At 51.5% G+C, this 24019-nt stretch carries 22 protein-coding genes; 15 read left to right on the forward strand and 7 right to left on the reverse strand.

Translation table 11 applies throughout. The features are described from left to right. Nucleotides 1-83: 83 nt before the first annotated feature. Both EV294_RS30990 and EV294_RS03365 read right to left on the reverse strand, forming a co-directional pair. Entirely contained in the window at nt 84-206 is a 123-nt protein-coding gene (locus EV294_RS30990; protein WP_347813047.1) for a hypothetical protein, read from the reverse strand. Nucleotides 207-263: 57 nt separating this feature from the next. Further along, the gene (locus tag EV294_RS03365; RefSeq protein WP_132303804.1) at nt 264-1049 is read right to left on the reverse strand and encodes an AraC family transcriptional regulator; all 786 of its coding nucleotides are present in this window, start codon (nt 1047-1049) and stop codon (nt 264-266) included. A 150-nt stretch (nt 1050-1199) separates the two neighbouring features. Between EV294_RS03365 and EV294_RS03370 the strand changes: the two genes are divergently transcribed. The 4 genes from EV294_RS03370 to EV294_RS03385 all read left to right on the forward strand — a co-directional run bounded on the left by EV294_RS03370 (nt 1200) and on the right by EV294_RS03385 (nt 4917). Continuing rightward, on the forward strand, nt 1200-1943 hold the full coding sequence (locus EV294_RS03370; protein ID WP_132303806.1) for a phytanoyl-CoA dioxygenase family protein: 744 nt from the start codon (nt 1200-1202) through the stop codon (nt 1941-1943). A gap of 117 nt (nt 1944-2060) precedes the next feature. Then, entirely contained in the window at nt 2061-2486 is a 426-nt protein-coding gene (locus EV294_RS03375) for a MarR family winged helix-turn-helix transcriptional regulator (protein ID WP_132303808.1), read from the forward strand. A gap of 28 nt (nt 2487-2514) precedes the next feature. Beyond that, the gene (locus EV294_RS03380; protein ID WP_243711553.1) at nt 2515-4338 is read left to right on the forward strand and encodes an ABC transporter ATP-binding protein; all 1824 of its coding nucleotides are present in this window, start codon (nt 2515-2517) and stop codon (nt 4336-4338) included. Nucleotides 4339-4341: 3 nt separating this feature from the next. Further along, nucleotides 4342-4917: a DUF1697 domain-containing protein gene (locus EV294_RS03385; protein WP_132303811.1), complete on the forward strand. Its 576-nt coding sequence runs from the start codon at nt 4342-4344 to the stop codon at nt 4915-4917. Here EV294_RS03385 and EV294_RS03390 read toward each other — a convergent pair. After that, nucleotides 4901-5800, reverse strand: a complete 900-nt coding sequence (locus EV294_RS03390; RefSeq protein WP_132303813.1) for an SDR family oxidoreductase — start codon at nt 5798-5800, stop codon at nt 4901-4903. The two genes, EV294_RS03385 and EV294_RS03390, sit on opposite strands and share 17 nt — an antisense overlap. A gap of 142 nt (nt 5801-5942) precedes the next feature. Between EV294_RS03390 and EV294_RS03395 the strand changes: the two genes are divergently transcribed. Then, complete coding sequence (locus tag EV294_RS03395; protein ID WP_132303815.1) at nt 5943-6251, forward strand: hypothetical protein; 309 nt, start codon at nt 5943-5945, stop codon at nt 6249-6251. A 229-nt stretch (nt 6252-6480) separates the two neighbouring features. Next, a complete protein-coding gene (locus EV294_RS03400; RefSeq protein ID WP_132303817.1) occupies nt 6481-8961 on the forward strand; it encodes an S-layer homology domain-containing protein in 2481 nt (826 codons plus the stop codon). A gap of 52 nt (nt 8962-9013) precedes the next feature. Here the strand turns inward: EV294_RS03400 and cidR are convergent, their stop codons facing one another. After that, on the reverse strand, nt 9014-9904 hold the full coding sequence (gene cidR, locus EV294_RS03405; protein WP_132303819.1) for a cidABC operon transcriptional activator CidR: 891 nt from the start codon (nt 9902-9904) through the stop codon (nt 9014-9016). A 109-nt stretch (nt 9905-10013) separates the two neighbouring features. Between cidR and EV294_RS03410 the strand changes: the two genes are divergently transcribed. Genes EV294_RS03410 through EV294_RS03420 form a run of 3 tightly spaced genes read left to right on the forward strand, consistent with a single transcriptional unit; the run spans nt 10014 to nt 11980 of the window. Beyond that, complete coding sequence (locus tag EV294_RS03410) at nt 10014-10385, forward strand: CidA/LrgA family protein (protein WP_132303821.1); 372 nt, start codon at nt 10014-10016, stop codon at nt 10383-10385. Next, on the forward strand, nt 10382-11056 hold the full coding sequence (locus EV294_RS03415; RefSeq protein WP_132303823.1) for an LrgB family protein: 675 nt from the start codon (nt 10382-10384) through the stop codon (nt 11054-11056). The genes EV294_RS03410 and EV294_RS03415 overlap by 4 nt, the downstream gene beginning before the upstream one ends. Before the next feature lie 27 nt (nt 11057-11083). Continuing rightward, nucleotides 11084-11980: a DMT family transporter gene (locus tag EV294_RS03420; RefSeq protein ID WP_132305258.1), complete on the forward strand. Its 897-nt coding sequence runs from the start codon at nt 11084-11086 to the stop codon at nt 11978-11980. A gap of 35 nt (nt 11981-12015) precedes the next feature. Here EV294_RS03420 and EV294_RS03425 read toward each other — a convergent pair whose 3' ends face one another. Continuing rightward, complete coding sequence (locus EV294_RS03425; protein WP_132303825.1) at nt 12016-12711, reverse strand: helix-turn-helix domain-containing protein; 696 nt, start codon at nt 12709-12711, stop codon at nt 12016-12018. Nucleotides 12712-12834: 123 nt separating this feature from the next. Between EV294_RS03425 and EV294_RS03430 the strand changes: the two genes are divergently transcribed. Next, nucleotides 12835-13731 (forward strand): alpha/beta fold hydrolase, encoded by an 897-nt coding sequence (locus EV294_RS03430; RefSeq protein WP_132303827.1) that lies wholly within the window; start codon nt 12835-12837, stop codon nt 13729-13731. 20 nt (nt 13732-13751) lie between these two features. Here EV294_RS03430 and EV294_RS03435 read toward each other — a convergent pair whose 3' ends face one another. Continuing rightward, nucleotides 13752-15539: a cache domain-containing sensor histidine kinase gene (locus tag EV294_RS03435; RefSeq protein ID WP_132303829.1), complete on the reverse strand. Its 1788-nt coding sequence runs from the start codon at nt 15537-15539 to the stop codon at nt 13752-13754. A gap of 26 nt (nt 15540-15565) precedes the next feature. Beyond that, complete coding sequence (locus tag EV294_RS03440) at nt 15566-16984, reverse strand: helix-turn-helix domain-containing protein (protein WP_132303831.1); 1419 nt, start codon at nt 16982-16984, stop codon at nt 15566-15568. A gap of 257 nt (nt 16985-17241) precedes the next feature. On the opposite strand from EV294_RS03440, the gene EV294_RS03445 reads away from it, so the two are divergent. The 5 genes from EV294_RS03445 (at nt 17242) to EV294_RS03465 (ending at nt 23993) form a co-directional block, all read left to right on the forward strand. Beyond that, on the forward strand, nt 17242-18198 hold the full coding sequence (locus EV294_RS03445; RefSeq protein WP_132303833.1) for an ABC transporter permease: 957 nt from the start codon (nt 17242-17244) through the stop codon (nt 18196-18198). Continuing rightward, on the forward strand, nt 18198-19061 hold the full coding sequence (locus EV294_RS03450; RefSeq protein WP_132303835.1) for a carbohydrate ABC transporter permease: 864 nt from the start codon (nt 18198-18200) through the stop codon (nt 19059-19061). The genes EV294_RS03445 and EV294_RS03450 overlap by 1 nt, the downstream gene beginning before the upstream one ends. A gap of 47 nt (nt 19062-19108) precedes the next feature. Beyond that, nucleotides 19109-20773 carry a type 2 periplasmic-binding domain-containing protein gene (locus EV294_RS03455; RefSeq protein WP_132303837.1) on the forward strand — a complete coding sequence of 555 codons (1665 nt, stop codon included), beginning with the start codon at nt 19109-19111 and terminating at the stop codon, nt 20771-20773. Nucleotides 20774-20886: 113 nt separating this feature from the next. Then, nucleotides 20887-22299: a carbohydrate-binding domain-containing protein gene (locus EV294_RS03460; protein WP_165930566.1), complete on the forward strand. Its 1413-nt coding sequence runs from the start codon at nt 20887-20889 to the stop codon at nt 22297-22299. Between the two features lie 32 nt (nt 22300-22331). Then, nucleotides 22332-23993, forward strand: coding sequence for a carbohydrate-binding protein (locus EV294_RS03465; RefSeq protein ID WP_132303841.1), 1662 nt, complete (start codon nt 22332-22334; stop codon nt 23991-23993). Nucleotides 23994-24019: the final 26 nt, after the last annotated feature.

Raw genomic sequence — 24019 nt, forward strand, 5'->3', positions numbered from 1 at the left:
AAAGCGCGGAGCGGCGGCTCCGTGCTTTTTTTGATGAATTTTTTCGTTACACGATCGTTAAGCCCATGCAAAACACAGCTTGCTCAACCTGGCTGCCTCATCTTCAGCTTTGCGCCTGTTACGACAAGCTTGGAGAATGGCTGAAAGCCTGCGAGCATAATGAAATCGCACGCGCCTACCGCCGGGATCACCCGTCCGTCCTGCATAATAAAACCTACCTCGAAGGGGTGCTTTTACCGGCGCAAGCGATGAATGCATCCGATTTAAGCCTTACGCAGACCGCTCCATGACAATTGCCGGATCTCCGAGGCGGTACGTCCGGTGGCCTGCTTTAGCTGCCTCGCAAAGTGGTGGGAGGTCTTGAAGCCGCAGCGCTGCGCGATCTCCGTCACGGTAAGCCCCGTATTGGTAAGCAGTTCAACCGCCTTCTGAATGCGGAAGTTCCATAAATATTGAAATGGCGTAGTCTGCTCATATTGCTTAAACAGTCTGACCAGATGCTCGGGAGAGACGTTTGCGGCAGCGGCTATTTCCTTTAAGGTTGCTTCCTCGGCAAAATGCTCGCTTATCCAGGCTAATGCCGCATAAATCGCCGGATGCTTCTCCTTCTGCTCCAAAGACCGCTTCGATTCAATCGGATACAAATGCAAGGCGGCGAGTCCAAGCTGCAGAATGACGGGATCGGTTGGCAGAGTATCCCGCTGAAGACGGAGCAGGAGATCCGTAAGCCGGTTCATTTCCTCGTTAAGCGGCAGGCATTCCGGCAGCAGCCGGAACGATTCCCGGATATGCTCTTCCAGCTCCGGCACATGCACCGCAATCCAGCGGTGCCAGGTATCCTCGGTTTTCGAGAAGACGAACTGCTCTTCGTGCCCGGGCATAAGCAGCACGACATGTCCGGGCTGAACATGGAGCTCCCGGCCGTCGATCGTAACAGACATCTCTCCGGTGTACAGCATCACAAGCTGAAGATCCTGTTGAATGCGCGGACCGAATTTTCCGCCAGGGGGATAGACGACGGAGCCAGCTACGGCTGATGCTACATGCATAAAATCACCTCACCATGATTGTAAGGGTAACGGATTGGAAATATCAATGACAGACACGATTGTGTAATTCGCAGCCATTGTCCGGAACCGGTGGCGGGAGTACGATGAGAGTATCGCTCGAGCAAAATCAATCTTAAAGGAGAATGATTAGTGAACACGACTTATACGGCTCCGCTCACTCCCCTGTCGGATGAACAGATTGCTTTTTTCAAAGAGAACGGATATTTGTTATGGAAGAACGGCATGTCCGGCGATTTGATTGATGCCTTTAACGGACACATTTACGATATCAGGAACCAGTCTCCTATGCCGGAATGGGCGGCTTGCGAGGAGTCCAAGAAATATTCGCTGCGTCTTTTTAATCCGCATAAGCATGACGGCATGTCCAGGCAGCTGATGAAGCATGCGCTGGTCCGAGGGGCGCTTGCGCAGCTGATGGGCAAAGAAGCGGTATGCGTGCAAAGCATGTATTTCTACAAAGAACCGGGCTCGCCGGGACAGGCTGCCCATCAGGATTATTACTATATCAAGAATGATCCGATGACGATGATTGCCGCATGGACGGCGATGGAGGAGCTGATCGATGTCGAGAACGGCTGCTTATGGGTCATGCCCGGCACCCATAAGCTTGGGCTGCTGCCCCATGGCGCGGTCAAAAACATCGAGGAGCATGAGCCCTGGACCGAGGAGACGGAAGGCGTGGATACAAGCAGGCAGACCCCGGTAGTGATGGAGAAGGGGGATATCCTGTTTTTCAGCGAGCTTCTTATCCATTCGTCAGGCAAAAACCGGAGCAAGGAGCGCTGGCGCCGCTCCTATGTCTGCCATTACATTCGCGAGGACTCTCATGTGCTTCACCGGGAGGATTTGCGGCAGAAATATCCTTTATACTAAATTCTATGGTAACACTTTAGGCACGGAAGAAGAGGGCTGGAAGGCTCTCTTCTTTTTGCGTATAATTAGTTTACAACCGTAACGGTTTACAACGATAACTAAGAAGGGGTTTCCAAGATGGCAACGGATGCAATGGATATTTACCAGTCTTTTTTCCGGATTACCCGCCAACTGAAGAGGCTGGCTTTTCACAGTGCGGCTAATCTCGGTTTAACCGTTCATCAGATCAATATACTGGAGTCGGTGCGGCTGAACCCCGGGCAGAAGCAGAAGGAACTGACGGAGAAGCTTGTCTTCGCGAAAAGCCGGGTCAGCGTTCATATCGATCAGCTTGTTCAGCAAGGGCTTGTTGCCAGAGAGCCTTCGGAGCAGGACCGGAGAGAGATTCAGCTGTTTATTACGCCTGCCGGCGAAGAGCTGTGCGAGCTGTACAATCAGGAAGCGGCCTCTTATAAAGCCTTGAGCGGCGCTCTTGAGAACCTGCCTCCGGAAGATGTCGACAAGCTGCATCAGCTGCATCAGCAGATTTTGAGCCATCTCTAAGCGGACGCTTACGAAAGAAGGGGTACCGATGTCCAGAATATACGGGGGTCCAGGGGGAATGGGCTTTAACAAAATGAAGTTTGACGACGGAGCGAAGCCGACTATTACGAAAGCGATGCTCGTCCGCATCTCCGCTTATTTTGTCCCTTACTGGAAACAGACCGTAGTCGTGTTGTTTATTTTGCTTCTATCCTCGGGTTTGGGGCTGCTGCCGCCGATTTTTATCCAGCATATCGTGGACGATGCGCTGCCGAATAAAGATATGAGGCTGCTCGCGGAGCTGGTTCTCATATCGCTTGCGGCAACGGTTGCGTCCGGCCTGCTAGGCGTGCTGCAGAGCTATCTCAACTCCTATATTTCGCAAAATATCGTATACGATATGAAAAACCAGATGTACCGCCATCTGCAAAAGATGCCCATGCAGTTCTATTCCAATGTAAAGCAGGGCGAAGTCATTACCAGAATGACAAGCGATATTTCCGGCATTCAGGGCGTGTTCAACAGCACCGTCGTCAATTTTGCGAGCAATCTGTTTATTCTTGCGACCACGCTTGGTACGCTGTTCGTCATGAACTGGAAGCTGGCCATTCTTGGAATGGTTGTAGTTCCCCTGTTTCTTTTTCCAACGAGAAAGATGGGCCGCGTCCGCTGGAAAATCGCGAAAGAGACCCAAGAGAAAATGTCCGAGCAGAACCATATCATCCAGGAAACGCTTAGCATTAGCGGTTACCTGCTGATGAAGCTGTTCACGAAGGAACGGAAGGAATACGAAGGCTTCAAGGCCGTAAACGCCGAGTCGACCCGTCTTCAGATCAGAGAATCGATGGCCGGACGCTGGTTTATGATGCTGCTGTCCACGTTTACGACGATCGGACCGATGCTGATTTATTTGTATGGCGGTTATTTGTATATTCAAGGCGAGATATCGGTCGGGGAAATTATCAGCTTTGTTGCTTTGCTCGGGCGGATTTACGGACCTTTTGGCCAAATGACGAATCTATACGTTGATATCAACCGCTCGATTGCTTTGTTTGAACGGATTTTCGACTATTTCGACATGGAGCCGGTCATCGTGAATAAGCCGGAGGCGCTTCCAGTGGATATTTCGGGTAAAAATATTGAGTTTGAGGATGTAAGCTTTGCTTATCAGAAGGACAAGCCCGCTCTGAGGAACGTCTCGTTTAAGGCCGAATCGGGGACCATGACAGCACTAGTTGGTCCAAGCGGAGCGGGGAAGACAACCATCACGAATTTGCTGCCGCGCCTGTATGAACGAAGCTCCGGCCGTATCCGGATCGGCGGTACGGATATCAAGGATATGACGCTGGAGTCGCTCCGGTCCCAGATTGGCCTGGTCACCCAGGATAGTTACTTGTTTAACGGGACGATTCGGGAGAATCTGATGTATGCCAATGACGAAGCTTCGGAAGAGGAAATGCAGGAGGCGTGCAGAGCGGCCTATATCCATGAGTTCATCATGGAGCTGCCGGACGGGTACGACACGGTTGTGGGCAACCGGGGGATGAAGCTGTCGGGCGGGGAAAAACAGCGGATTTCCATTGCAAGGGTTCTTCTTAAAGATCCCGCTGTCATTATTCTGGACGAAGCGACTTCCTCGCTTGATACGGTATCGGAGTACTATATTCAGAAGGCAATGAGCGTCCTGCTGCAGAATAAGACAAGTATCGTTATTGCGCACCGGTTGTCTACCATAATGGCCGCCGATCAAATCTTGGTCGTGCAGGACGGAACGATTGTGGAAAAGGGTCGGCATGAAGAGCTGCTTAAGCAAAACGGGGTATACAAAGACCTGCACGCCAAGCAGTTTGAGAGGATGAAGGAGGAACGATGAACGATGACCGTAAATATTGCGTTGCTGCGAGGCATTAATGTCGGCGGAAAAAACAAAATCAAGATGGCCGACTTGCGCGAGGCCTTAACCGCAATCGGACTGCAGGATGTGCAGACGTATATTCAGAGCGGCAATATTCTGTTCAAATCCGATGAGGGGGAAGCCGCGCTGCGGAGCCGGATCGAGGAGCAGATTGAAACGGTGTTTGGGCTTTCAATCAAGGTCATTATACGGACAGCGGAGGAGATGCGGGTTATCGCCGCAAGCTGCCCGTTTACCGAAGAACAGCTTGCGGCGGCTGCGGTCACGGCGCAGGGAGAATACCTGTATGTGTCGATGATGCTGGAAGCGCCGACAGCTGAGCAGCTGGAGACGCTCCGGTCGTTCGAGACGGATAAGGAGCTCTTCGACTGTAAGGGACGGGATTTGTATCTGCTGTTTTATGAAACGGTACGTAATTCCAAACTCGCCGTGAAAGCGGAAAAGCTTGGCGTACATTCCACCGTCCGCAACTGGAACACGATTAACAAGCTTGTGTCGCTCGCTGACGGGATGGAATCGTCTACGTCTCCGTCATAACCCCGCCGTTTACATGCAGCACTTGACCAGTAACAAATGAAGAATCGTCGGAAGCGAGATAGATATAAGTAGGAGCAAGCTCGAACGGCTGACCTGCGCGTTTCATCGGCGTCTCCAGGCCAAAGGTTTTGACGTATTCAGCGGAATAGCTCGATACGATAAGCGGCGTCCAGATCGGCCCGGGAGCAACGGCATTTACGCGTATGCCGCAGCTTACGAGCTGGAGAGACAAGGAGCGTGTGAAGGAGACGATGGCCCCTTTGGTCGAGGAATAATCAATGAGCAGCGGTGCTCCCGCATAAGCCGTAACGGATGCCGTGCTAATAATGGAGCTGCCGGCCTTCAGGTGGGGCAGGGCAGCTTTCGTTAGATAGAAGTGCGGGAAGATGTTTGTTCGGTACGTATCCTCGAGCTGCTCGTCGGAAATATCCAGAATGCATTTTTGCGGGAATTGCACGGCTTGATTTAAGACCAGGATATCCAGACAGCCGTAATGCCCGATTGTTTTTCGTACAACCTCCGAGGAAAATTCCGGCTTTCTAAGATCGCCTTCGATGAGCAAACAGCGTCCTCCGTATTGCTCTACCATCTGCTTGGTTGCCAGCGCGTCTTCGCGTTCGTACAAATAAACGATCGCTACATCCGCGCCTTCCTTGGAAAATCCGATCGCAACGGCGCGGCCGATCCCGCTGTCACCGCCCGTAATAATCGCAACCTTGCCCTTTAGTTTGCCGCTGCCCTTGTATGCCGGGTTATCCGAGATCGGAGTCGGATTCATGAGATATTCCAGGCCGGGCTGATGATCCTGATGCTGCGGGGGGAAGGTTACCGGTGACTGCTTGCATTTGGTTTCCTGGCTGTAATAAGGATAAATGGGAATCATGTTGGTCCTCCATAACAGAAAAGTTGCTATAGGGTATTCACCTATTCCCGGGAAGGTGTACGGTTGCCTATACCAACCGTTGGGTATTGGCATACGCTAACGCAGGCATTCCATTACTTTTCTGATAAAGGAGTCATTTACAATGACGAAATCTAATCGGACATTTGTCCCAGGTGGCTTTCCGCCAGGTGCGCAAGGCGGATTCCCGCCGCCGTGGGGCTGGCAGCCGCCGAGACCGCCATGGTGGGGCTGGGGACAACCGCCGCGTCCGCCGTGGTGGGGCTGGGGCCCGCCTCCGCGTCCGCCATGGGGCGGACCGGGATTTGGACCAGGATTTGGATCAGGATTCGGAACGGGATTCGGACCGGGACCAGGCGGCCCGGGCGGACCGGGAGGTCCAGGTGGTCCAGGCGGCCTGCCTCCGGGAGGACCGCGGGTTAGCGGAAGCTAAACGAGGATATTTAAATATAGCATTTTAGATTTAATGTAAATCTATATTAAGGGCGATTTTTGCTTCCATCAGGATGCAGCAATCGCCCTTTTATTTGTTTGCTGTTATTACTAATATTCCTGCAACATCCTAAAAATTTGAAAATAGTTATAGAACTTTAGTACCTGCTATGATATTTTAGTAGAGGTGAATTTAGTAGGCAAGAATAACCAAATAGGGAGCGCGAATCATGAAAAAAGTAACTAGTCTTTTGCTTGCGACGCTGCTTGTATGTGGAGCGTTGTTCGCAGGAGCGGCAAGCGCGGCAACCCCGGAACCCAAGGAAACCTCGGAAACAACGGCTGTGAATGATACCGCCGCGAGCTTCGTTGATGTGTCCGGGCACTGGGCAAAATCGGCCATTGACCGTTGGAGTTCAAGAGGGGTTATTAACGGTGTAACCTCACAGAAGTTTGAGCCGGAGCGTGCTATTACGCGCGCAGAATGGGCAGCACTAATTAATCGTCTATTCCAATATCGTCAAGCAGCAGAGAATCCATTTAAGGATGTCGTTGCTGCGGACTGGTTCGCTAATGATGTAGCCGTTGCCTTAGGGACAGGCTACATGAAAGGTTATACGGACGGAACATTCCGACCGGGGGCCGATATTTCACGCGAGGAAGCAGCGCTAACAATAGCAAAACTGCTCTCGCTTCCGGCGGCAACTGCAAACGCTTCGTTCCATGATGCCGGCAAGATCTCAAGCTGGGCGTTACAGGGAGTTGCTTCCGCTGCGTCAGCAGGCATTATCACAGGATACACGGATGGAGATTTCAAGCCGGCCCGGCAAGTTACGCGCGCTGAAGCAGCGAGCATTCTAGACCGTGCTTTTAATACCTACGGTATCTGGACGGAAGAGGGGGTTAACGGCCCTGCCGAAGGCGTGCAGAAACAATCTGGCAGCGTTATTGTGAATTCGGCAGGCACCACCCTTCAAAATATGGACATTGCCGGCGATCTGATTATTGGCAAAGGTGTAGGCAATGGCGATGTTTATTTGAAAAACGTTACCGTTCATGGAAAGACCTTCGTATATGGCGGAGGCGAGAACAGCATTCATCTTGAAGATTCCGTGATTCTTACCGTAATCGTTAATAAAGCGGAAGGCACTGTGCGGATCGTAGCGCAAGGTAAAACGACCGTTCAGGAAATAACCGTTCAAACCGGCGCCAAGTTGGAGGCGTCAGAAGGTGCCGATATTAGTAAAGTAACCCTTTCGAATCAATTGCCGAATAATTCGCGCGTTGTATTGACTGGGCATTTTGATACCGTCAATGTTGAAGCGGAAAGCATCATTGTTCAGATCCCAAAAGGATCTATTGATCAGATGGTTGTGGCGGACTCGGCTGCCGGAACAAGCGTGCAAGCTGACAAGGAAGCATCCATTGTAAATGCGGTACTAAACGCCGCGGTTAAGATGCTTGGTGAAGGTACGGTTGAAAAAGCGGTTGTTAACTCCACTGGCGTATCCATGGATAAGGCCCCGAACAAAATGGAGACCGGCAGTAATGTTCCCTCTGATGTCAAAGTGAATGTCGGCGGAAAAGAGCAGCCTGCAGGTACGGATACTCAAGGCAGTATTGGCGGCGGTGATCTCGGCGGAGGCAGCGCTGGAGGCGGGAGCGCCGGCGGCAACACAGGCGGCGGCAATACCGGCGGTGGCAATACCGGCGGTGGCAATACCGGCGGCGGCAATACCGGCGGTGGCGACACAGGCGGCGGCAATACCGGCGGCAGTAATCCGGGAAGCATGTATTTTGAGATAGCTCTTGCCCAAGACCGAGTCATCAGCGGCGAACCTGTAACGGTGACAAGTACACGTGACGGGGTAGCGTATTTCACGGATGAATACTTCGAAAATACCGATATGCTGAATGCTTTGGTTGATGCCGGTAAAGCCAAGAAAATGGAAGTGAAAAAAGATGTTCCGGCAAGCTTTGATACTAGCGATTTAACCTTCAACAATTGGATGTACGTGGTTGTCATCGATTCCGAGGGTAAATCTTCTTATCATCGGATGGTTACAGTCCTGGATAAGGCCGGAACTCCGCTTGCTTCGGCGGGCGGCGGTGCCGAGACCAACTTCGAGTGGGAGAAGTTCAGAATTGAGTTTAACCGGGATGTAAAGCTGGTTGAGGGTAAAGATCTCCGCACGGCGATAACAGTAGCCACAAAAGACAGCAACGATGAGTTTCTGCCGCTAAGTGCGGGAGATGTCGTGGAAATTAACGGAAATGAAATTCTTTATACACCTGAGAAAAAGTTTACGCTGCGAGAGGTGCGGTTTAAGATTGCGGCAGGAACTTTAGAGACCTTAAATGGCGATGATCAGAACGATGAAACAATATCGTATCAACACGACTCCTATATGTTAATTAAGGTAGATGGCGAAAGAAAAAACAGCATGACAGTGCCGGTGGGAACGGTGATTCATTTTACAGCAACCCACGGCGGAACGGTTTACTTTGTTCTTGATGATACACCGGGCGGGAACTACGAGTATGAGCAAGAAGTTAACAATAATTTCGGTGGCAAAGTTGTAATTCCTGATGATGCAGTAGATCAAGAATATACATTTGATACGACCGGTTTCCAGCCAGGCGAAGATTATATGCTTGTTACGGAATGGGGCTGGAGAGTTACGGTTCATTTGACAGAGGCAGCAAAATAACGGAGTAAATAAAGAACACGGCTTCCAATAAGGGAAGTCGTGTTCTTTTTGTTCAAAGCTCCTGCTGAAGCGCCTCCCGCGCAAAAGCAATCCATTCCCGCGAAGCGAATGACTGGTAGCTGTCCCGGCGCCAGATCATGGCCAGATGCCAGGGAATGCTTGGCGAGGTCAGCGGGATGATGCGAAGCCGCTCCAGATCGAGCTCCCGGCATATCGCCTCGGGCAGCAGCGCGATTCCGAGCTTTGCGGCTACCATCTCGCTGATGAAATCCCATTGGGTGCTCTTGAAGACGACATCCGGCTGGAAGCCCAGCTTCTCGCATTCGGCAAGAATTCGGTCATGAAGCGTAAATTCCTCATGGAAGAACAGGAACGGCTCTTCCTTGAGATCGATAAGCGGCACTTCTTTCCGGCCGGCGAGCTTATGCGACGGAGGGACAACCAGCATGAGATCCTGCCGCAAGAAACAGAAGGATTCGAACTTCTCGTCGTTCGTCGGCAGCAGAATAACTCCGATATCCAGCGCTCCGGAGCCTACGTCGGCTTCGACTTTTTTAGCTCCGTGCTCAAACAGCTGCATCGTAATTTTGGGATACTTCTCGCGGAATTTTCCGATAATGCGGGGGAAGAAGGTGACTCCGACCATAGGCGGCAGGCCGATGCGAATATGGCCGACCTTAAGCTCCATCAGCTCGGACAGCCGCGAGTTCATATTGCCGAACGATTGGACCATTTGCTGGGCTTGCTCCAGCAGAATCGAGCCGGCATCGGTTAATGCGATTTTTTTGCCGACGCGTTCGAAAAGGACAACCCCCAGCTCCTCTTCCAGATTTTTAATCATCTTGCTGATAGTCGGCTGGGTAATGTATAGGGAATGCGCGGCTTTCGTGAAGCTCTGGAAGCGGGCGGCCTCCACAAAATACTGCAAATGTCTGATATCCAAGCGCAGGCTTCTCCTTATCCATAGATAATTGGAATGAAAACCATTCTGTAAATGTATTTTACCTATGAAAAGGGCTGCTGTACACTTCCATTAAAGGGAGTTGGCCGTTATGCGTTACGCAGCTAAATTAATCATTCAGGTTTTGTTCTTTATGGTATTCTCGTGGCTGATGAATCATATGGTTGGATGGCTTCATTTGCCTGTTCCCGGCAGCATTCTGGGTATGCTGATCCTGTTTATCCTGCTGCAGGCGAAGATAATTCCGCGCAAACTCGTGGAGTCCGGCTCCGATTGGCTTATAGCGACGATGCTGCTCTTTTTTATCCCTCCCGCGGTGGGCATTATTGGCTACAAGCAGCTTATTAGGAGCGCCGGCGTGCAAATCGCGCTTGTTCTTACATTAGGCACCGTTATCGTCATGTTATGCAGCGGACTGGTGGCGCAGCGGGTTGCTAAGCGAAAGGAGGAATCGCAAGTATGATTATGGAGGCCGTAAGTTTGCTTATTACCGTAGTTGTCTATATGTTGGCCCAAAAAATTTACCGTTATAAACCGATTATGCTTTTATCGCCATTAATCGTGACCCCGTTGGTGCTTATCGTGCTGCTGGCGATGACAAGAACCAGTTATGCCGACTATAACACGGGTGCCCATTGGCTGTCGGATATGCTGGGGCCGGCCACGATCGCGTTTGCTATTCCGTTGTCCAGACATTATGATCTCGTCAAAAAGCATGCCGCGCAGATCATGATCAGCGTATTCACCGGCTCGGCGGCTGCCGTTGCTTCGTCTTTGTGGCTGGCGCAAGGCTTTGGACTTAATGATAAAATCATTTACAGTCTTATTCCGCATTCCGCAACAACGCCGATCGCGATGAATGTCTCCCAATCTATAGGCGGCATTCCGACGATAACGGCTGTTGCTGTTATGGTTACCGGAATTTTCGGCTCCTTGGTCGGGCCTCCGATTATCCGCCTGTTCCGGATCCGCAACGAGGTTGCGCGCGGTGTTCTGCTTGGAACGAGCGCCCATGGGGCGGGGACATCCAAAGCCTTTGAACTTGGCAGCATCTCGGGCACCGTATCCAGCGTGTCAATGATTCTGACGGCGATTATTACCTTGTTTTTGACGCCGCTCCTGCTGGGACATTAGAGCATTATCAGAAAGGAAACATTCATGATGCAAACCTTATCGAAGCGGCAAACCGTTGTACTCATCGCATTTCTCGTGCTGGTATGGGGGATCAACTGGCCGCTTTCCAAATACGCGCTTCATTTCATGCCGCCGATATTGTTCTCGGGAGTCAGGACGCTCCTTGGAGGCTTGCTCCTTCTAGCTGCCGCGGTCCCAAGATACCGCCTTCTGCAATTCCGGCAGACATGGCCTATTTATCTTCTGTCCGCGGTCGTTAACGTTGTGCTGTATTACGGGCTTCAGACGATTGGCATTCAGTATTTGCCGGCCGGTCTGTTCTCGGCGATTGTTTTTCTTCAGCCCGTACTGGTTGGTTTTTTCTCCTGGTTATGGCTTGGCGAGCTGATGAACGGGTTAAAGGTGATTGGCTTGGTTCTGGGCTTTGCAGGCGTAGGGGTGATATCCAGCGGGGCGAGCGGCGCATCGGGGCATATTTCGGCAGCGGGCATTCTGCTTGCGCTGGGATCTGCGCTCAGCTGGGCGCTTGGTACCATTTATGTAAAAAAATCCAGCGGCAAGGTGGATCATATTTGGCTCGTTACGATGCAGCTGCTCATCGGCGGCGTGTTTATGACCGGGCTTGGTTCGTTAACCGAAAGCTGGTCGGAGGTAGAATGGAGCGGCCGATTTGTGGTCAGCCTGCTGTTCATCTCCGTCTTTGTTATCGCGCTTGGCTGGCTTGTCTTCTATAAGCTGATGGACTCGGGAGAGGCAGGCAAGGTAGCATCCTTCACCTTCCTGATTCCGCTTGTAGCTATTCTCATTGGCACCGTATTCCTGCATGAGCCCTTTACCTATTCGCTATTAATCGGACTTGTGCTGGTGCTTGGCAGTATTTATCTGGTGAATCGGCCGAGACGCTTGAACGGTATCCTGTCTTAATGCAAAAAAACCGCCCTGGAAAGGGCGGTTATTTATTATTTGTTCGTCCGGATAAACGGATGGTCATGAATATCGAAGGTTTCATATGCTTTGCCGACCATATCCCTGTCCTTGTCGAACAGATGGGACGCTTTATCGTAAATGCCGCTTGCTTTCGCTACATGGTTCAATTGCTCGACCATAAACTCCGAATTGCAAAGCACAAGCACCTTTTTGCTGTAGGCGGTAAGCTCCTGCTGGAATTGCACGGCTCTTTCCGCAACCTCGGGCGAATAGACGACCGGTTGGCCGTCGGAGGTCACCATGCCGCGATGATCGACAAGAACGTCCAGCTCGTCTTTCCCGTATGCGGAGCATATGCCAAGCACGATATTGGACATGTACTCGACGTCCTGCTTGCCCGATGCCAGGCCGTTTACCTGGAAAGACAGCAGCTTTTTATCCGGATCCAGCGTGTAATGAACCCGGTCTTTGAAAGGAACAAGGAAGTCCTTCGGCTGATAGGCCTGCTTGGGAGAGAAGCGTTCGCCCGAGAATAGATAGGTCACGCTGATTTGCAAGGCCGAGGCGATCTTCTCGATATTGATAATGCTGACATTCCGTTCCCCGCGCTCAACGCCGCTTATGTAACTCCGGTCAAGGCCGGCCCGATAGGCCAGATGCTCCTGTGACATTCCGCTCCGGGCGCGCAGCTCTTTGATTCTCTGTCCAAATTCGATGCGAATATCCACGTTAGTCCCGCCCCCAGAATCTAGTATTCTCCTTTGAGATTATCTGCAATGTGACTTAAAGTCAACAGACGGATGGACGTAATGGCGATATGATAGATTCAGTTCATTGCGTAGGAGGATTCTATGCCATTTATCCAATTACGGGATATTCCGGTCAACTATCAGATTTATAATGCGGAATCTACTTCGGAAACCATCGTTTTTATACATGGCTTGGGGCTGAACCAGGAGGTTTGGGAGCCTATCCTGCCTTATTTCTATGCGCATTACAGGGTTGTTGCATTCGATTTTCGGGGCCATGGCCGTACCGGTCGGGGCGATGCTGCGCTAAGCTGGGAGCTGTTTACGGAGGACTTGCGTTTGCTGCTGCTTCAGCTGGAGCTTGGACCGGTCCATGTGCTGGGTCATGGCTTTGGCGCAACCTTAGCGGTGAAGTTCAGCATTCTGCATGCCGAGCTTGTCAAAAGCCTTCTTTTGCTATCCACGCCAGCCTTTCTGCCAAGAAAAACAATCGAATCCGCGGTCCATATCCGCAAGCGGCTGACAAGCAAAGGGGCCATGCTTTCTCTTGCTGAAAGCATGGTTAGCGGAATCTTTAAGCTGTCCCCGGATAACGGGTTATACGGGAAAATCATATCGGCCTACATATCGGTAGCGCCGGATACGTATTTTGATACGTTAGAGCTGTACATGAAGTCTCCGGTGAACATGGATTTTGGGCAACTGGCCCATCCAACGCTGACGTTGGTCGGCTCCGAGGATTCGCTCTCCCTGACTTCCAACGCTTTATCCTCCCAGCTGCTGATGCATTCGTCGCTCATAGTCGTACCGGGAGCAACCAATACGTTGTTTATTGATCAGCCGCAATTCACGTTTGAACGGGTACGCGAATTTATAGCGGATCCGTCGCAGGTAGTAACGGATTACGCGTCCTTCGAATGTCATGTGGCGAAATACGTGATGCAGTATTTCAACGATGCGTTCGAACAATTGCTGAACAAAAAGGCGGTACAGGCTTAGAGCCTGTACCGTTTTTTGTTTCAATCCGATAAAATCGGCAGCGTAATCAGGACGGTTGTGCCTTGATTGGATACGCTTTGAATATGAAGACCGAACCCCGGCCCGTGCAGATGCCGGATGCGGTCATTAATGTTCAATAAGCCGATGCCGCGGTTATCCGAGCCGGGAAGGCCAAGCGCTGCGCCTTGGCTCAGCTGCTCCACGAGGGCTTCGAATTTACCCTCCTCGATCCCAATCCCGTTGTCGGTTATCTCGAAGAATAACCGCTTCTCCTGCATGTAGCCTCTTATTTTTAAATAACCTTTCTCAAGCTTGGGCTCAAGACCATGATAGATTGCGTTCTCCACGACGGGCTGCAAAATAAACTTCGTCATCCGCAGGCTCTCGATTGGCTCGTCAATCTCCCATTCGAATTCAAACCGGTTGCCGAAGCGGGTAGAGATGATCGACAGGTAATTGCGGACGCAGGCCAATTCCTCGCGGACATAGACGACCTCGGCGCCTTTTATGCTGTATCGCAGAATGTTCGACAGGCTTTCCGTGACAAGAACGATTTCCTTGGCGTTGTAGGCATAGCCGATTCCTTTAATGCAATCCAGCGTATTGTACATGAAATGCGGGTTAATCTGGCTGATCAGGGCAGACAGCTCGGCTTGTTTTTTCGCCAGCTTCATTTCGTAAAGGGAGGACTGCGTGTTGATGACTTCATGCGTCATTTTGTCGATCTCATCCAGCATCATGTTGATATGCACGTACAATTCGCCAAATTCGTTGCGTTCGTTGGTTTGCAGACGCTGCGTCGGCTTGTGCAGCTCAATTCGGTTCAGGAATCGGATCAAGGTTGTGATCGGGCGCGTAATATTCCGGTTGAATACCGCTCCAAAGAAGACGGACAGGAGCAGGAATAGCAGCACGAGCACCATGCCCGTCACGCGGACCGGCTTCAGGTCATCGCTGATCTCATGCGTAGGAATCATGCTGACAACCTTCCAATTGGTCTCGTTGATCGTTTTCGCCTGAAGCAGGTTGCTGACCCCGCTTTCGCGGAAACGGCTTTGCTTCGAAGGCGAGTTAACGAGACTGATCAGCTGGTCCGACACCTTCGCGCCTGTCTTGAAGGAGCCGTCATTGCTCGATACAATCCGGTTCGAAGCATCAAGAATGAGAAACTTCGTTCCTTTGGTCATATTGAGGCCATGCAGGAAGGAATCCAGCTTTTCGGTTGACAATTGAACGATGCAGGTGCCGATTTTGTCAAACGGATTCGTGTTCTCCTGCGACCAGTAAACCGATTGTACATACCCGTAATAATACGTGTCCGTAACCGGATCCTTGACGATATCGGTAAAAGCATGGGTATTCCGCGTCTTGTCGTACAAGGCGTATTGCACTTCGATATGGTCCAGCAAGGTTGTCGGATACCGGTGGTCGCTCGACTTGATGCCGTCCATATCCACCAGAATAATATTGCTCACCTGCTCGTTCGACTGGACAAAATAGGGCGTAATGCCGGCCAAAATCTCGCTGTACGTCTGCTTCATAGCCGCTTCGTCGCTGTCCAGAAACAGCTGCGTATACTTGTTGAAGGAAAGCAGCTCCGTTGCCTTCTTCACGTTCTGATTGGAGGTTTCGATGCGCTCGACCAGCTGGGTCAGCAAATTGTCGGCATATTTCTCCGATCGGCTCTGGATGATAGTCGAGATAGCGAAATAGTAGAAGACCTCCAAGATGAACATAAACAGGATGGAGATGAGGATTAACAGCAGCAATTGCTTTTTGAGCTTCATGCTTTTTAACGATGCCAGCATGTCAGATTAGGCCTCCGCAGCGTGATTCATCTTTTTAGGGCAGCTTCCTTCCGGTATTTGGCAGGGGTCAGCTGATAATGCTTCTTGAATACGTTCGAAAAATAGTTCGTATCGCTGAATCCAACCTTGTCGGTAATCAAGTCGAGCGTCAGGTCGGTTTGCGTGAGCAGCTTTTCCGCCCGCTGCAGGCGCAGGTCGGTTACGTATTGCACGAAGGTTTTGCCTGTCGTTTTTTTAAACAGATCGCAGCAGTAAGTAAAGTTCAGGTGGTACCTGGAGGCAAGCTCGCTCAGCTGCAGCTTCGAGCAGAAGTTCTGGTTCACGTCATGCAGCAGCTTGAGGAAGCTTTCGTTTACCGTAGAGCCTTTGTCCGGTTCGGCAAACTCCCGCTCGGGCTCGAAGAAATCGCTCAGGCGGGCGCATAAGGCGGTAAAGTCGGCAAAATGATAGAATAGCGCTTCCGGATCCTCAAAGTCGGCGAACATGGGGAATATGCCGTTGTCGGAACGGTATCTGAGCAATAGCGTCCGGATATTGGAGACGAGAAACAACACTTCCTCCATGCCAAGCGACTGACTCTTGAAATGCTCGGGCAGCTTGCCGAACAAGCTGACGAGCAAGCTGTCCTGCCCGCAGGAAAGGGCGGTTTCCAGCTGGTCGGCAAGCTCGAGTACTAGAGGGTACTTGGCAGACCGATAAGCGAACACGGACTGCTCCGGCTGCACGAACCTGCCATACTGCGCCATTCGAGCCTCCTTGACTAGACGGGGCAGTTGCTCAATCTGTTCCGAAACCGAACTAATCCCCAGATAGCGGCCTGCAGCTGCAGATACAGCCAGCTCCGGCGGTTGGCTGCCGTTAACGACACGAACCGTTGTTGTCGTCCCTAGATTAAAGCTCCATCTGTTGCAGTCCTCCGCTACTCCGCCTTGGGCAATCCCGCCTCTTTCCTCCATCGCATACCAGAAGGGCAAAGGTTCTTTGCCGGAAGGCATCCGGAACAGCTCTTCAAAATTCCCTTCCCCTCTGGCAACGCTTTCATACCGCTGCTCATCTTCCGCCCTCCGCTTTTTTTCCAAATGCTCCTTAAGCTTGGCAAGCAGGGGATCTGTCTCCGAGCTGTTAATCGGCTTCAGCATGTAATCAAACACGCCGTTACGAATCGCTTCCTGCGCATAAGAGAAGTCGGCGTATCCGCTCGTAATGATAAATTCGGTATGCAGCTGAAGCTGCTTGGCGGTCTGAATGATTTCGAGTCCGGTCATGCCGGGCATGCGGATATCGACAAAGGCCGCGTGATAATCATTTGACCGGAGCAGCTCCAAGGCTTCAAACGGATTATGGGTCTCCCCCGCAATCCGGCAGTCGTATTTGTCCCAAGGGAATGAGTTTTTCAAAGAAAGCAAGGACCATGGCTCATCATCCACTAGAAGTATGTTGTACATTGCTCGGGCCACCTCCACAAACGTCGGTCAAGTCTGATTCTTATAGTACTTCCGTCTCTATGGAATTGGCAAGATAGTTCGCGGGCCAAAAAGGTTTTGCGGAACGGCATCCGAAATTTCTCCGTTTTACAAACCGAAAATCGTCCATAGTCCGTTTGGCGGCGATCTTTTATAGTTAGGCCAGTAAACGTTTACAACGACAGATACGGCATTCAAGTGAGGCGCACTTGGAGTGCCGGGTAAAGGAGTGGACATCCATGCCATCAATCGCGCCAACCCTTGCCGAGCCTGCTGCGAAAGTCCGGCGCAAATCGGTATGGAACGAGATCAAAAAAAACCGTTACAGCTATTTGTTCATTCTGCCGGGCATGATCTTCCTCTTCGTCTTTATGTATTATCCGATGTACGGAGTGACGCTTGCCTTCAAGGAATACATGATCAATAAAGGCATCATGCATAGTCCGTGGGTCGGCTTCCGCAACTTCAGCACGCTGCAGGAGGATCCGCTGTTCTGGGATGCTTTCTGGAATACGTTCCGGATGGGCTTCTGGTATATCGCAACGGGCTTCCCGGCTACGATTATTCTTGCCCTGCTGATCAACGAGCTGGGCGCCAGAAGATACAAGAGACTGCTGCAAACGATTTATACGTTTCCGAACTTCTTGTCCTGGGTTATCGTTGCCGGCGTCATGCTGAACTTCCTGTCAACGGAAGGGGTGATCAACCAGATTCTTCATTTGTTCGGATCCCCGGGCTACGAGTTTCTTGCGGATTCAAGCCTGACCAGACCGCTTATGTACATCACGTCGATCTGGAAGGGGGCAGGCTGGGGGGCTATCATTTATTTGGCCGCAATCGCCGGCATCAACCCCGAGCAATACGAAGTGGCCGAAATTGACGGAGCGAACCGTTATCAGAAAATGTGGTACATCACCTGGCCCGGTATCAAGTCGACAGCCGTCATCCTCCTTATTCTGGCCTTTGGCGGCATCATGAACGGGGCGTTCGACCAGATTCTGAATTTGACCAACCCGATTACGCAGGATGCGGCAGAGGTGCTTGATACCTATATTTACCGGGTGACGTTTAACTCTTCCATCTTCGATTATGGTTTCAGCACGGCGATGGGATTGTTCAAATCGGCGATCAATTTCATCTTCCTGATCCTTGCCAACAAAATCGCGAAGATGCTTGGCGAAGGAGGCATTATGTAATGAGCCGCAAGAGATGGGATTTCTTCGATTACTTTAACCTGATTCTCCTGACTTTCCTGGGCATACTCGTCATCTTCCCGTTCTATCATACGGTGGTGCTGTCCCTAACAACGGAGAAGGAATATATGACCAACCCGGACATTATGTACCCGAAGGTCATCAGCTTTATCAATTACCGTTACGTGTTTGAGTATTCAACGATCTTCCGGTCGTTCCTGAACTCTATTATTATCGTTGTCGCCGGCGTAGCTTACAGCATGTTCCTGACGGTCACGATGGCTTACGGCTTTTCGAAAAAAAGCTTTCCCGGCAAAAACCTGTTTATGAACCTGGTTATCTTCACGATGTTCTTCAGCGGCGGTCTCATTCCGTTCTATCTCCTGGTGGATGATCTCCATCTGCGGGATACGCTGGCATCGGTTATTATTCCGTTTGGCCTTAGCGTGTTTAACATGGTTATCATGAAAAACTTCTTCGAGCAGCTGCCAAAGGAAATCGAGGAATCCGCAAGCATTGACGGTGCCGGACCGGTCCGCACGCTCGTGCAGATTCTGCTGCCTTTGGTTACACCCGCCCTTGCGACGTTGTCCTTGTTCTACGCGGTGGACCGCTGGAACGAATGGTTCTTCTCCGGGCTGTTCATCGGCAAGCGCGAGCTGTTTCCGATCCAGCTGATCTTGAGAGACATTCTGTTCTCGAGCAACGGAAACATCAACATTCCTCAGGAAGCGGGCATCCGCTCTTTCTCCGAGGGCATTAAAGCGACTTCGGTCGTCATTGTTATCGTACCGATTATGATGGTTTATCCGTTCCTGCAGCGGTATTTCGTCAAAGGTATCGTAGTTGGCGCTATTAAGTCCTAATATAGGATGATAATAGATATTAAACAGACGAAGGGGAGTTCACTACCATGAAAGCGACTAAAGTGGCTGCAACACTGGGCACCCTGCTGATCGCAAGCTCCGTTATGGCGGCATGCGGCGGCAACAATACGGACAACGGCAATAATAACGGCAGCAGCAACGCGAATCAAACAAGCAAAGCGGATGCCGCAACAAACGCGCCGGCCGAATCGGCAGCTGCGGATTCGAATCCTTACGCCGAGCATTACACCTACGAGGTTTACTCGCTGGATGCGCCGGCAGACTTCGATTCGTTCCCTCTCGTAAAGGAAGCGAAGGAGAAGTTTAATATCGATATCAAAATCCAGCAGGTTCTGGGCGATGTATGGGATCAAAAAACCCGTACGCTTGTCGCTTCCAACGACCTTCCCGAAGTGGTGGCCTGGTACAACCTGAACTACGGCGAATACGTAAGCTGGGCGAAGCAAGGCGTATTTAAAGCGATCGATACGTCCAAGTATCCGAACCTGGACAAATTGACGAAGGAATACAAGATCTACGACAAAGTGAAGGTGGACGGCAAGCTGTACGCCTTCCCGAAAGTTATCGTGAGCAATCCGTACAACGAGATTGGCACCGAAATGTACATGTACCGCAGAGACTGGGCGAAAGCGATGGGTCATGATTTTGCTCCCGTGCAGGACATGACATGGGATGAGCTCACGAATTACCTGAAAGAGCTGAAAGAGAAGGATCCCGCCAAGCTTGGCGACAAGCTGGTTCCGCTTGAAGTGGGAAGCGGCGGCAAGGGCTGGTCGGGTACGTTTGGTCTCCAATTCAACCCGAATATACAGACCTATTTCAAGAAAGACGGCGAGTGGGAATTTGGCGCCGCGCAGCCGGAGACGCTCGAAGGCATCAAGCAAGTGAAATCGTTGTACGACCAAGGACTTTTGGCGAAAGATTCCTATGCTTATAAAGACGGCGAAGGTCTCGACCGCCTGTATGCGGGACGCGTCGGCGTGTACTACGGCAACCAGAACGTAGCCAACATGAAAGACATTATCACGAAAATGCAAGTAACCAATCCAAACTTCAAAGACGAGGACTACGGCGTATTTATGGTGACCATGCCGGACGGCAAAGTACACGTGAAAGAGAAATTCGAATGGTGGGGCTCGTTCGCGTTCGCTTCCTCGATCGACGACAAGAAGATGGACCGCTGGCTGCAAATGGGCGACTGGCTGCTGGAGCAGGAACAGCTGGAGAAAAACGCATACGGCGCGCAAGGCGTGGACTGGACAAAAGACGGCAGCGCGGTTAACGTAACTTGGCCGAAGGATGCGCAAGGCAATTACTCGTTTACGAAGGATAACGGCAAGAACTACATTAACGACCAAAAAATGTTTACGAAATGGTTCATTCTTGAAGGCACGGACGTATGGCTGGAAGGCAACCCGCTCTACAGCGATTACCTGAAAAACGACCTGCTCAAAACCTATGTAGAGAAAGCAGAAGCGGCCGGTCCGGTTATGACGCCTAACAACTACGATCTGGACTTCTTTACCGCACCGAACAAAAACAAATACGGTACGTTTGGCGACGATGTGCGCGATAACTTCATTAAAGCCGTTGTATCGAATAACCCTGAGCAAGTATGGAATTCGTTCCTGAAGAGCATCGAGCCTAAGGTGAAGTCCGTAACGGCCGAGCTGGATAAAGGCTTGCAGTAAGAAGGGGCATAAAGAGTAGAGGGAATTGCATCATGCAATTCCCTTTCGTTTGGCGGTCGTTTTGCAAGCGCATTCAACATTTTCATAAAACGAATAATGGAGGGTGTTGGAAGATGAACAGACGTTTCCTGTCCAAATCTATCTTGTATGCCATGATAACGATTCTTGCGATTAGCCTGATGAAAATTCCTTCCGTCTACGCGGTCAGCAGCATGACGCCTTACAGCAGCTACGTCGCTGCAAGCACCTGGATTCAAGGCGCGGAATACGAGCTGAATCCCGGCAAGGATACGGCCGCGCGCATTCAGCATGACCTGCCGATTATGAAGAGCGAATACAACATCAATACCTTAAACCTGTACGGTCTCGAAAATATTAGCCAAAGCGACCGCGATCTTCTGTTCAGCACGCTTTCAGCGCTTGGCATGAAGGCCGTTGTCCGGATTGAATGGTATGATACGAGCAATTTTGCTTTTAATATCTCCGATGCGGATACGGTAATTAACCATTACAATTCTTTGCTCGCTGACGTGAGCAGCGCCGGCAAGAGAGGCAGCGTGCTTTACTTTGCCTTGAATATGCCGGTGGACGATCCTTCCGTGCAGACGAGGCTTGGCGGCATTAATTCGTCAACGTCGCAGACGAGGCAGATCAGCTATGCGTCGAGCTTTGTCAGCAAGATGAGAACGAAGCTGAGTTCCCTTGGTTTTTCGGGAGGGCAGCTGTATTTAAGCGTCTTTTACGGCTGGGATTTTGCTTATGACATTCCTTCGTACACGGGCTCGAACGCCGACGGCTACTTCTTTAACAATTACACCTATCCCGGCTCTACGATTCCGGACGAAACCGCAACGGATGCGGTCCTTATCAATCAGACGCGGCTGCAGCAGGGCATGACGAAATTCCAGACGCAATACAGCGGCAAAAATACGGTCATCGAATACGGCTTTCATACCTCCGAGTTTAACGGCGGCGTGAATCCGAATCAGACGGCGGGACTGGTTAAGACAAAAGCCGCGAAGCAGAAGGCCCTCAAAGCTACGACCAATTTCTATAAAACCAATTACGCGAACGTAAAAGGCAGCCTGTACTTTGGCTATAACCTGCTGAAGGAAGAAGGAAGCCCTTCGGCTCTCATGGATTGGGCGCTGGAATACCCGGCAACCGGCAAGATTGAAGGGGAGAACGGCAGCCGATACGGGCAGGCGGTTACCTATGCCGACTCGGCGGCTTCCGGCGGTTCCGGGGTGAAAGGACTGGATGCGGCCGGCGATGCGCTTGCTTTCTTCAACAGCAAGAAGGGCAACTCGCTGCAAATCCGGTACGCCTGCTCGGGCAACAATCAGCTAAGCCTGTATATCGACGGACAGCATGTCCAGGATGTTTCGTTTCCTTCGACAGGCGGCTGGACGGGTACTTACGCAACCAAGACGTTGTCCGTCACGATTCCTTGGGGCGCAACGGTACGGCTTCAACGGGATTCGGGGGACAGCGCGGTCAACATCGATTATGTCATCCTGCCTTAATAGCGTCGGCAGCATGGAGAGGAGAAAGCAACGTGATGAAGAAAAGCTTGAAGATCGGCTTGATAGCCAGTTTGTTAACGCTTGGCATCGCAGGCAGCCCAATGGCTCCCGCGGGCAAGGCCAAAGCCGCCGCATCCCCCGATGCGGCGGCAATGACGCCCTATGAGGGGCCATATGTGGACTTGTACGAGAATCCGGACGGGGCGATTAACGGTTCGACTTATATTTTCAACCCGGATGCGAACTTCCGGGAGCGAATGGTCTTTGACTTCAAACGGATGAAGGAAGCCACGAACGTGAACGCGATTGGCTTTTACAACATTGTCCAGATGACGGACGCCGACCGCGATGCGTTATTCGATGAGCTGGAGAAAAACCGTCAGAAGGCAATTATCCGGATCGAGGCCTACGACGGCAGCACCTTCGATTGGGACGATAACGACCCGGCGCACAGCGATGCGGTCAGCGTCATTAATCATTACAATACGAATGATCCGGAGCATGGCTATACGGCGCTGCTGGATTATCTGAAAGCGAATGACAGGCTGAAGGATGTCGCTTATTTTGCCGTTAACATGCCGGTTGACGACGGTGCCGTAGCCGATCATTTCAAGAACGCGTTGTATTCGGATGGCCGCGCCAACCCGGAATGGTCGAGCAGCCAGGTGGCGTATGCGGATGATCTCATGCACCGCCTGCGCGATATTTTAGGCGATTCTTCCTTGGCAAAGCTGTATCTAAGCGTGTTTTACGGCTGGGATTTCGCTTATCATACGCCGTCCTATGCGGATATTGCGCATAAAGCGGACGGTTATTTCCTGAATAACTACAGTTATCCGGCGGGAAGTCCCCCCGATGAAACGGCATCCGCTTCGGAGCGCATTAACCAGCCGAGGCTGCAGCAGGGAATGGACCGCTTTATGGCCCAGTACCCGGATGCTCCGAAGATTATCGAATACGGCTTCCATACGTCGGAGTTTAATCATTACAACCCGACCTCGCAGACCGCGGGCCTTGTAAAGACGGCGGCAGCGAAACGGCTGGCGCTTAAGGATACAACAGCGTTCTATAAGGACGGTTCGTCGGGCGGAAAGTCGTTTAACGTGCGAGGAACGCTCTATTTTGCGCAAAACCTGTATAAGGAGGAAGGCAATCCGCTGACCGTTAGCGACTGGACGCTGGATTATCCTTCGACAGCCGCCTTGGAAGCGGAAGACCCGCTTGCGGCGCTGTCCGATGCCGTTATTTCCGAGGATGCCGAGGCATCGGGCGGGAAGCTGGCGGAGCTTGCGGCGGAAGGCATGACCGTGCAATTTTTCAACGTTAATGCGGCGAGTCTGTTGAAGGTGAGATATTCGGCGGCAGCGGACACCACGCTAAGCTTCTATATCAATGGCTCCTTCCAGGAGAGGGTCAGCTTCCCGGCAACGGATGGCTGGGGCGAGATGTACATCCATGCGAATGTGCCTTTGCTTGGTTCGGCGAAGTTTGTGCGGGATAGCGGGGACGGAGCGGTAAAGCTGGACAGCCTGCAGGCTTACAGCTATTACGAAGCGGAAGCGGATACCGAGACTAACGGTTCATTGTATCAAGATGCTGCGGCTTCCGGCGGTCAAGGCGTGACCTTGCCCGCGGAGCAAGGAAGTTATCTGGAAATTGGCGGCGCGGGCGTCAAGCCAGGCACAAGACGCTGAAGCTGGTACGCGAAACGGCCGGCAGC

Source organism: Paenibacillus sp. BK033 (genome assembly GCF_004345425.1).
In the GTDB taxonomy this organism is placed as follows: domain Bacteria; phylum Bacillota; class Bacilli; order Paenibacillales; family Paenibacillaceae; genus Pristimantibacillus.

Bases quoted from the DNA above. Each gene is read 5' to 3' on its own strand.
- EV294_RS30990 (WP_347813047.1), bottom strand. From the start codon at position 206: ATGCAGGACGGACGGGTGATCCCGGCGGTAGGCGCGTGCGATTTCATT.
- EV294_RS03365 (WP_132303804.1), bottom strand. From the start codon at position 1,049: ATGCATGTAGCATCAGCCGTAGCTGGCTCCGTCGTCTATCCCCCTGGC.
- EV294_RS03375 (WP_132303808.1), top strand. From the start codon at position 2,061: ATGGCAACGGATGCAATGGATATTTACCAGTCTTTTTTCCGGATTACC.
- EV294_RS03380 (WP_243711553.1), top strand. From the start codon at position 2,515: ATGTCCAGAATATACGGGGGTCCAGGGGGAATGGGCTTTAACAAAATG.
- EV294_RS03385 (WP_132303811.1), top strand. From the start codon at position 4,342: ATGACCGTAAATATTGCGTTGCTGCGAGGCATTAATGTCGGCGGAAAA.
- EV294_RS03390 (WP_132303813.1), bottom strand. From the start codon at position 5,800: ATGATTCCCATTTATCCTTATTACAGCCAGGAAACCAAATGCAAGCAG.
- EV294_RS03395 (WP_132303815.1), top strand. From the start codon at position 5,943: ATGACGAAATCTAATCGGACATTTGTCCCAGGTGGCTTTCCGCCAGGT.
- EV294_RS03400 (WP_132303817.1), top strand. From the start codon at position 6,481: ATGAAAAAAGTAACTAGTCTTTTGCTTGCGACGCTGCTTGTATGTGGA.
- EV294_RS03410 (WP_132303821.1), top strand. From the start codon at position 10,014: ATGCGTTACGCAGCTAAATTAATCATTCAGGTTTTGTTCTTTATGGTA.
- EV294_RS03415 (WP_132303823.1), top strand. From the start codon at position 10,382: ATGATTATGGAGGCCGTAAGTTTGCTTATTACCGTAGTTGTCTATATG.
- EV294_RS03420 (WP_132305258.1), top strand. From the start codon at position 11,084: ATGCAAACCTTATCGAAGCGGCAAACCGTTGTACTCATCGCATTTCTC.
- EV294_RS03430 (WP_132303827.1), top strand. From the start codon at position 12,835: ATGCCATTTATCCAATTACGGGATATTCCGGTCAACTATCAGATTTAT.
- EV294_RS03435 (WP_132303829.1), bottom strand. From the start codon at position 15,539: ATGCTGGCATCGTTAAAAAGCATGAAGCTCAAAAAGCAATTGCTGCTG.
- EV294_RS03440 (WP_132303831.1), bottom strand. From the start codon at position 16,984: ATGTACAACATACTTCTAGTGGATGATGAGCCATGGTCCTTGCTTTCT.
- EV294_RS03445 (WP_132303833.1), top strand. From the start codon at position 17,242: ATGCCATCAATCGCGCCAACCCTTGCCGAGCCTGCTGCGAAAGTCCGG.
- EV294_RS03450 (WP_132303835.1), top strand. From the start codon at position 18,198: ATGAGCCGCAAGAGATGGGATTTCTTCGATTACTTTAACCTGATTCTC.
- EV294_RS03455 (WP_132303837.1), top strand. From the start codon at position 19,109: ATGAAAGCGACTAAAGTGGCTGCAACACTGGGCACCCTGCTGATCGCA.
- EV294_RS03460 (WP_165930566.1), top strand. From the start codon at position 20,887: ATGAACAGACGTTTCCTGTCCAAATCTATCTTGTATGCCATGATAACG.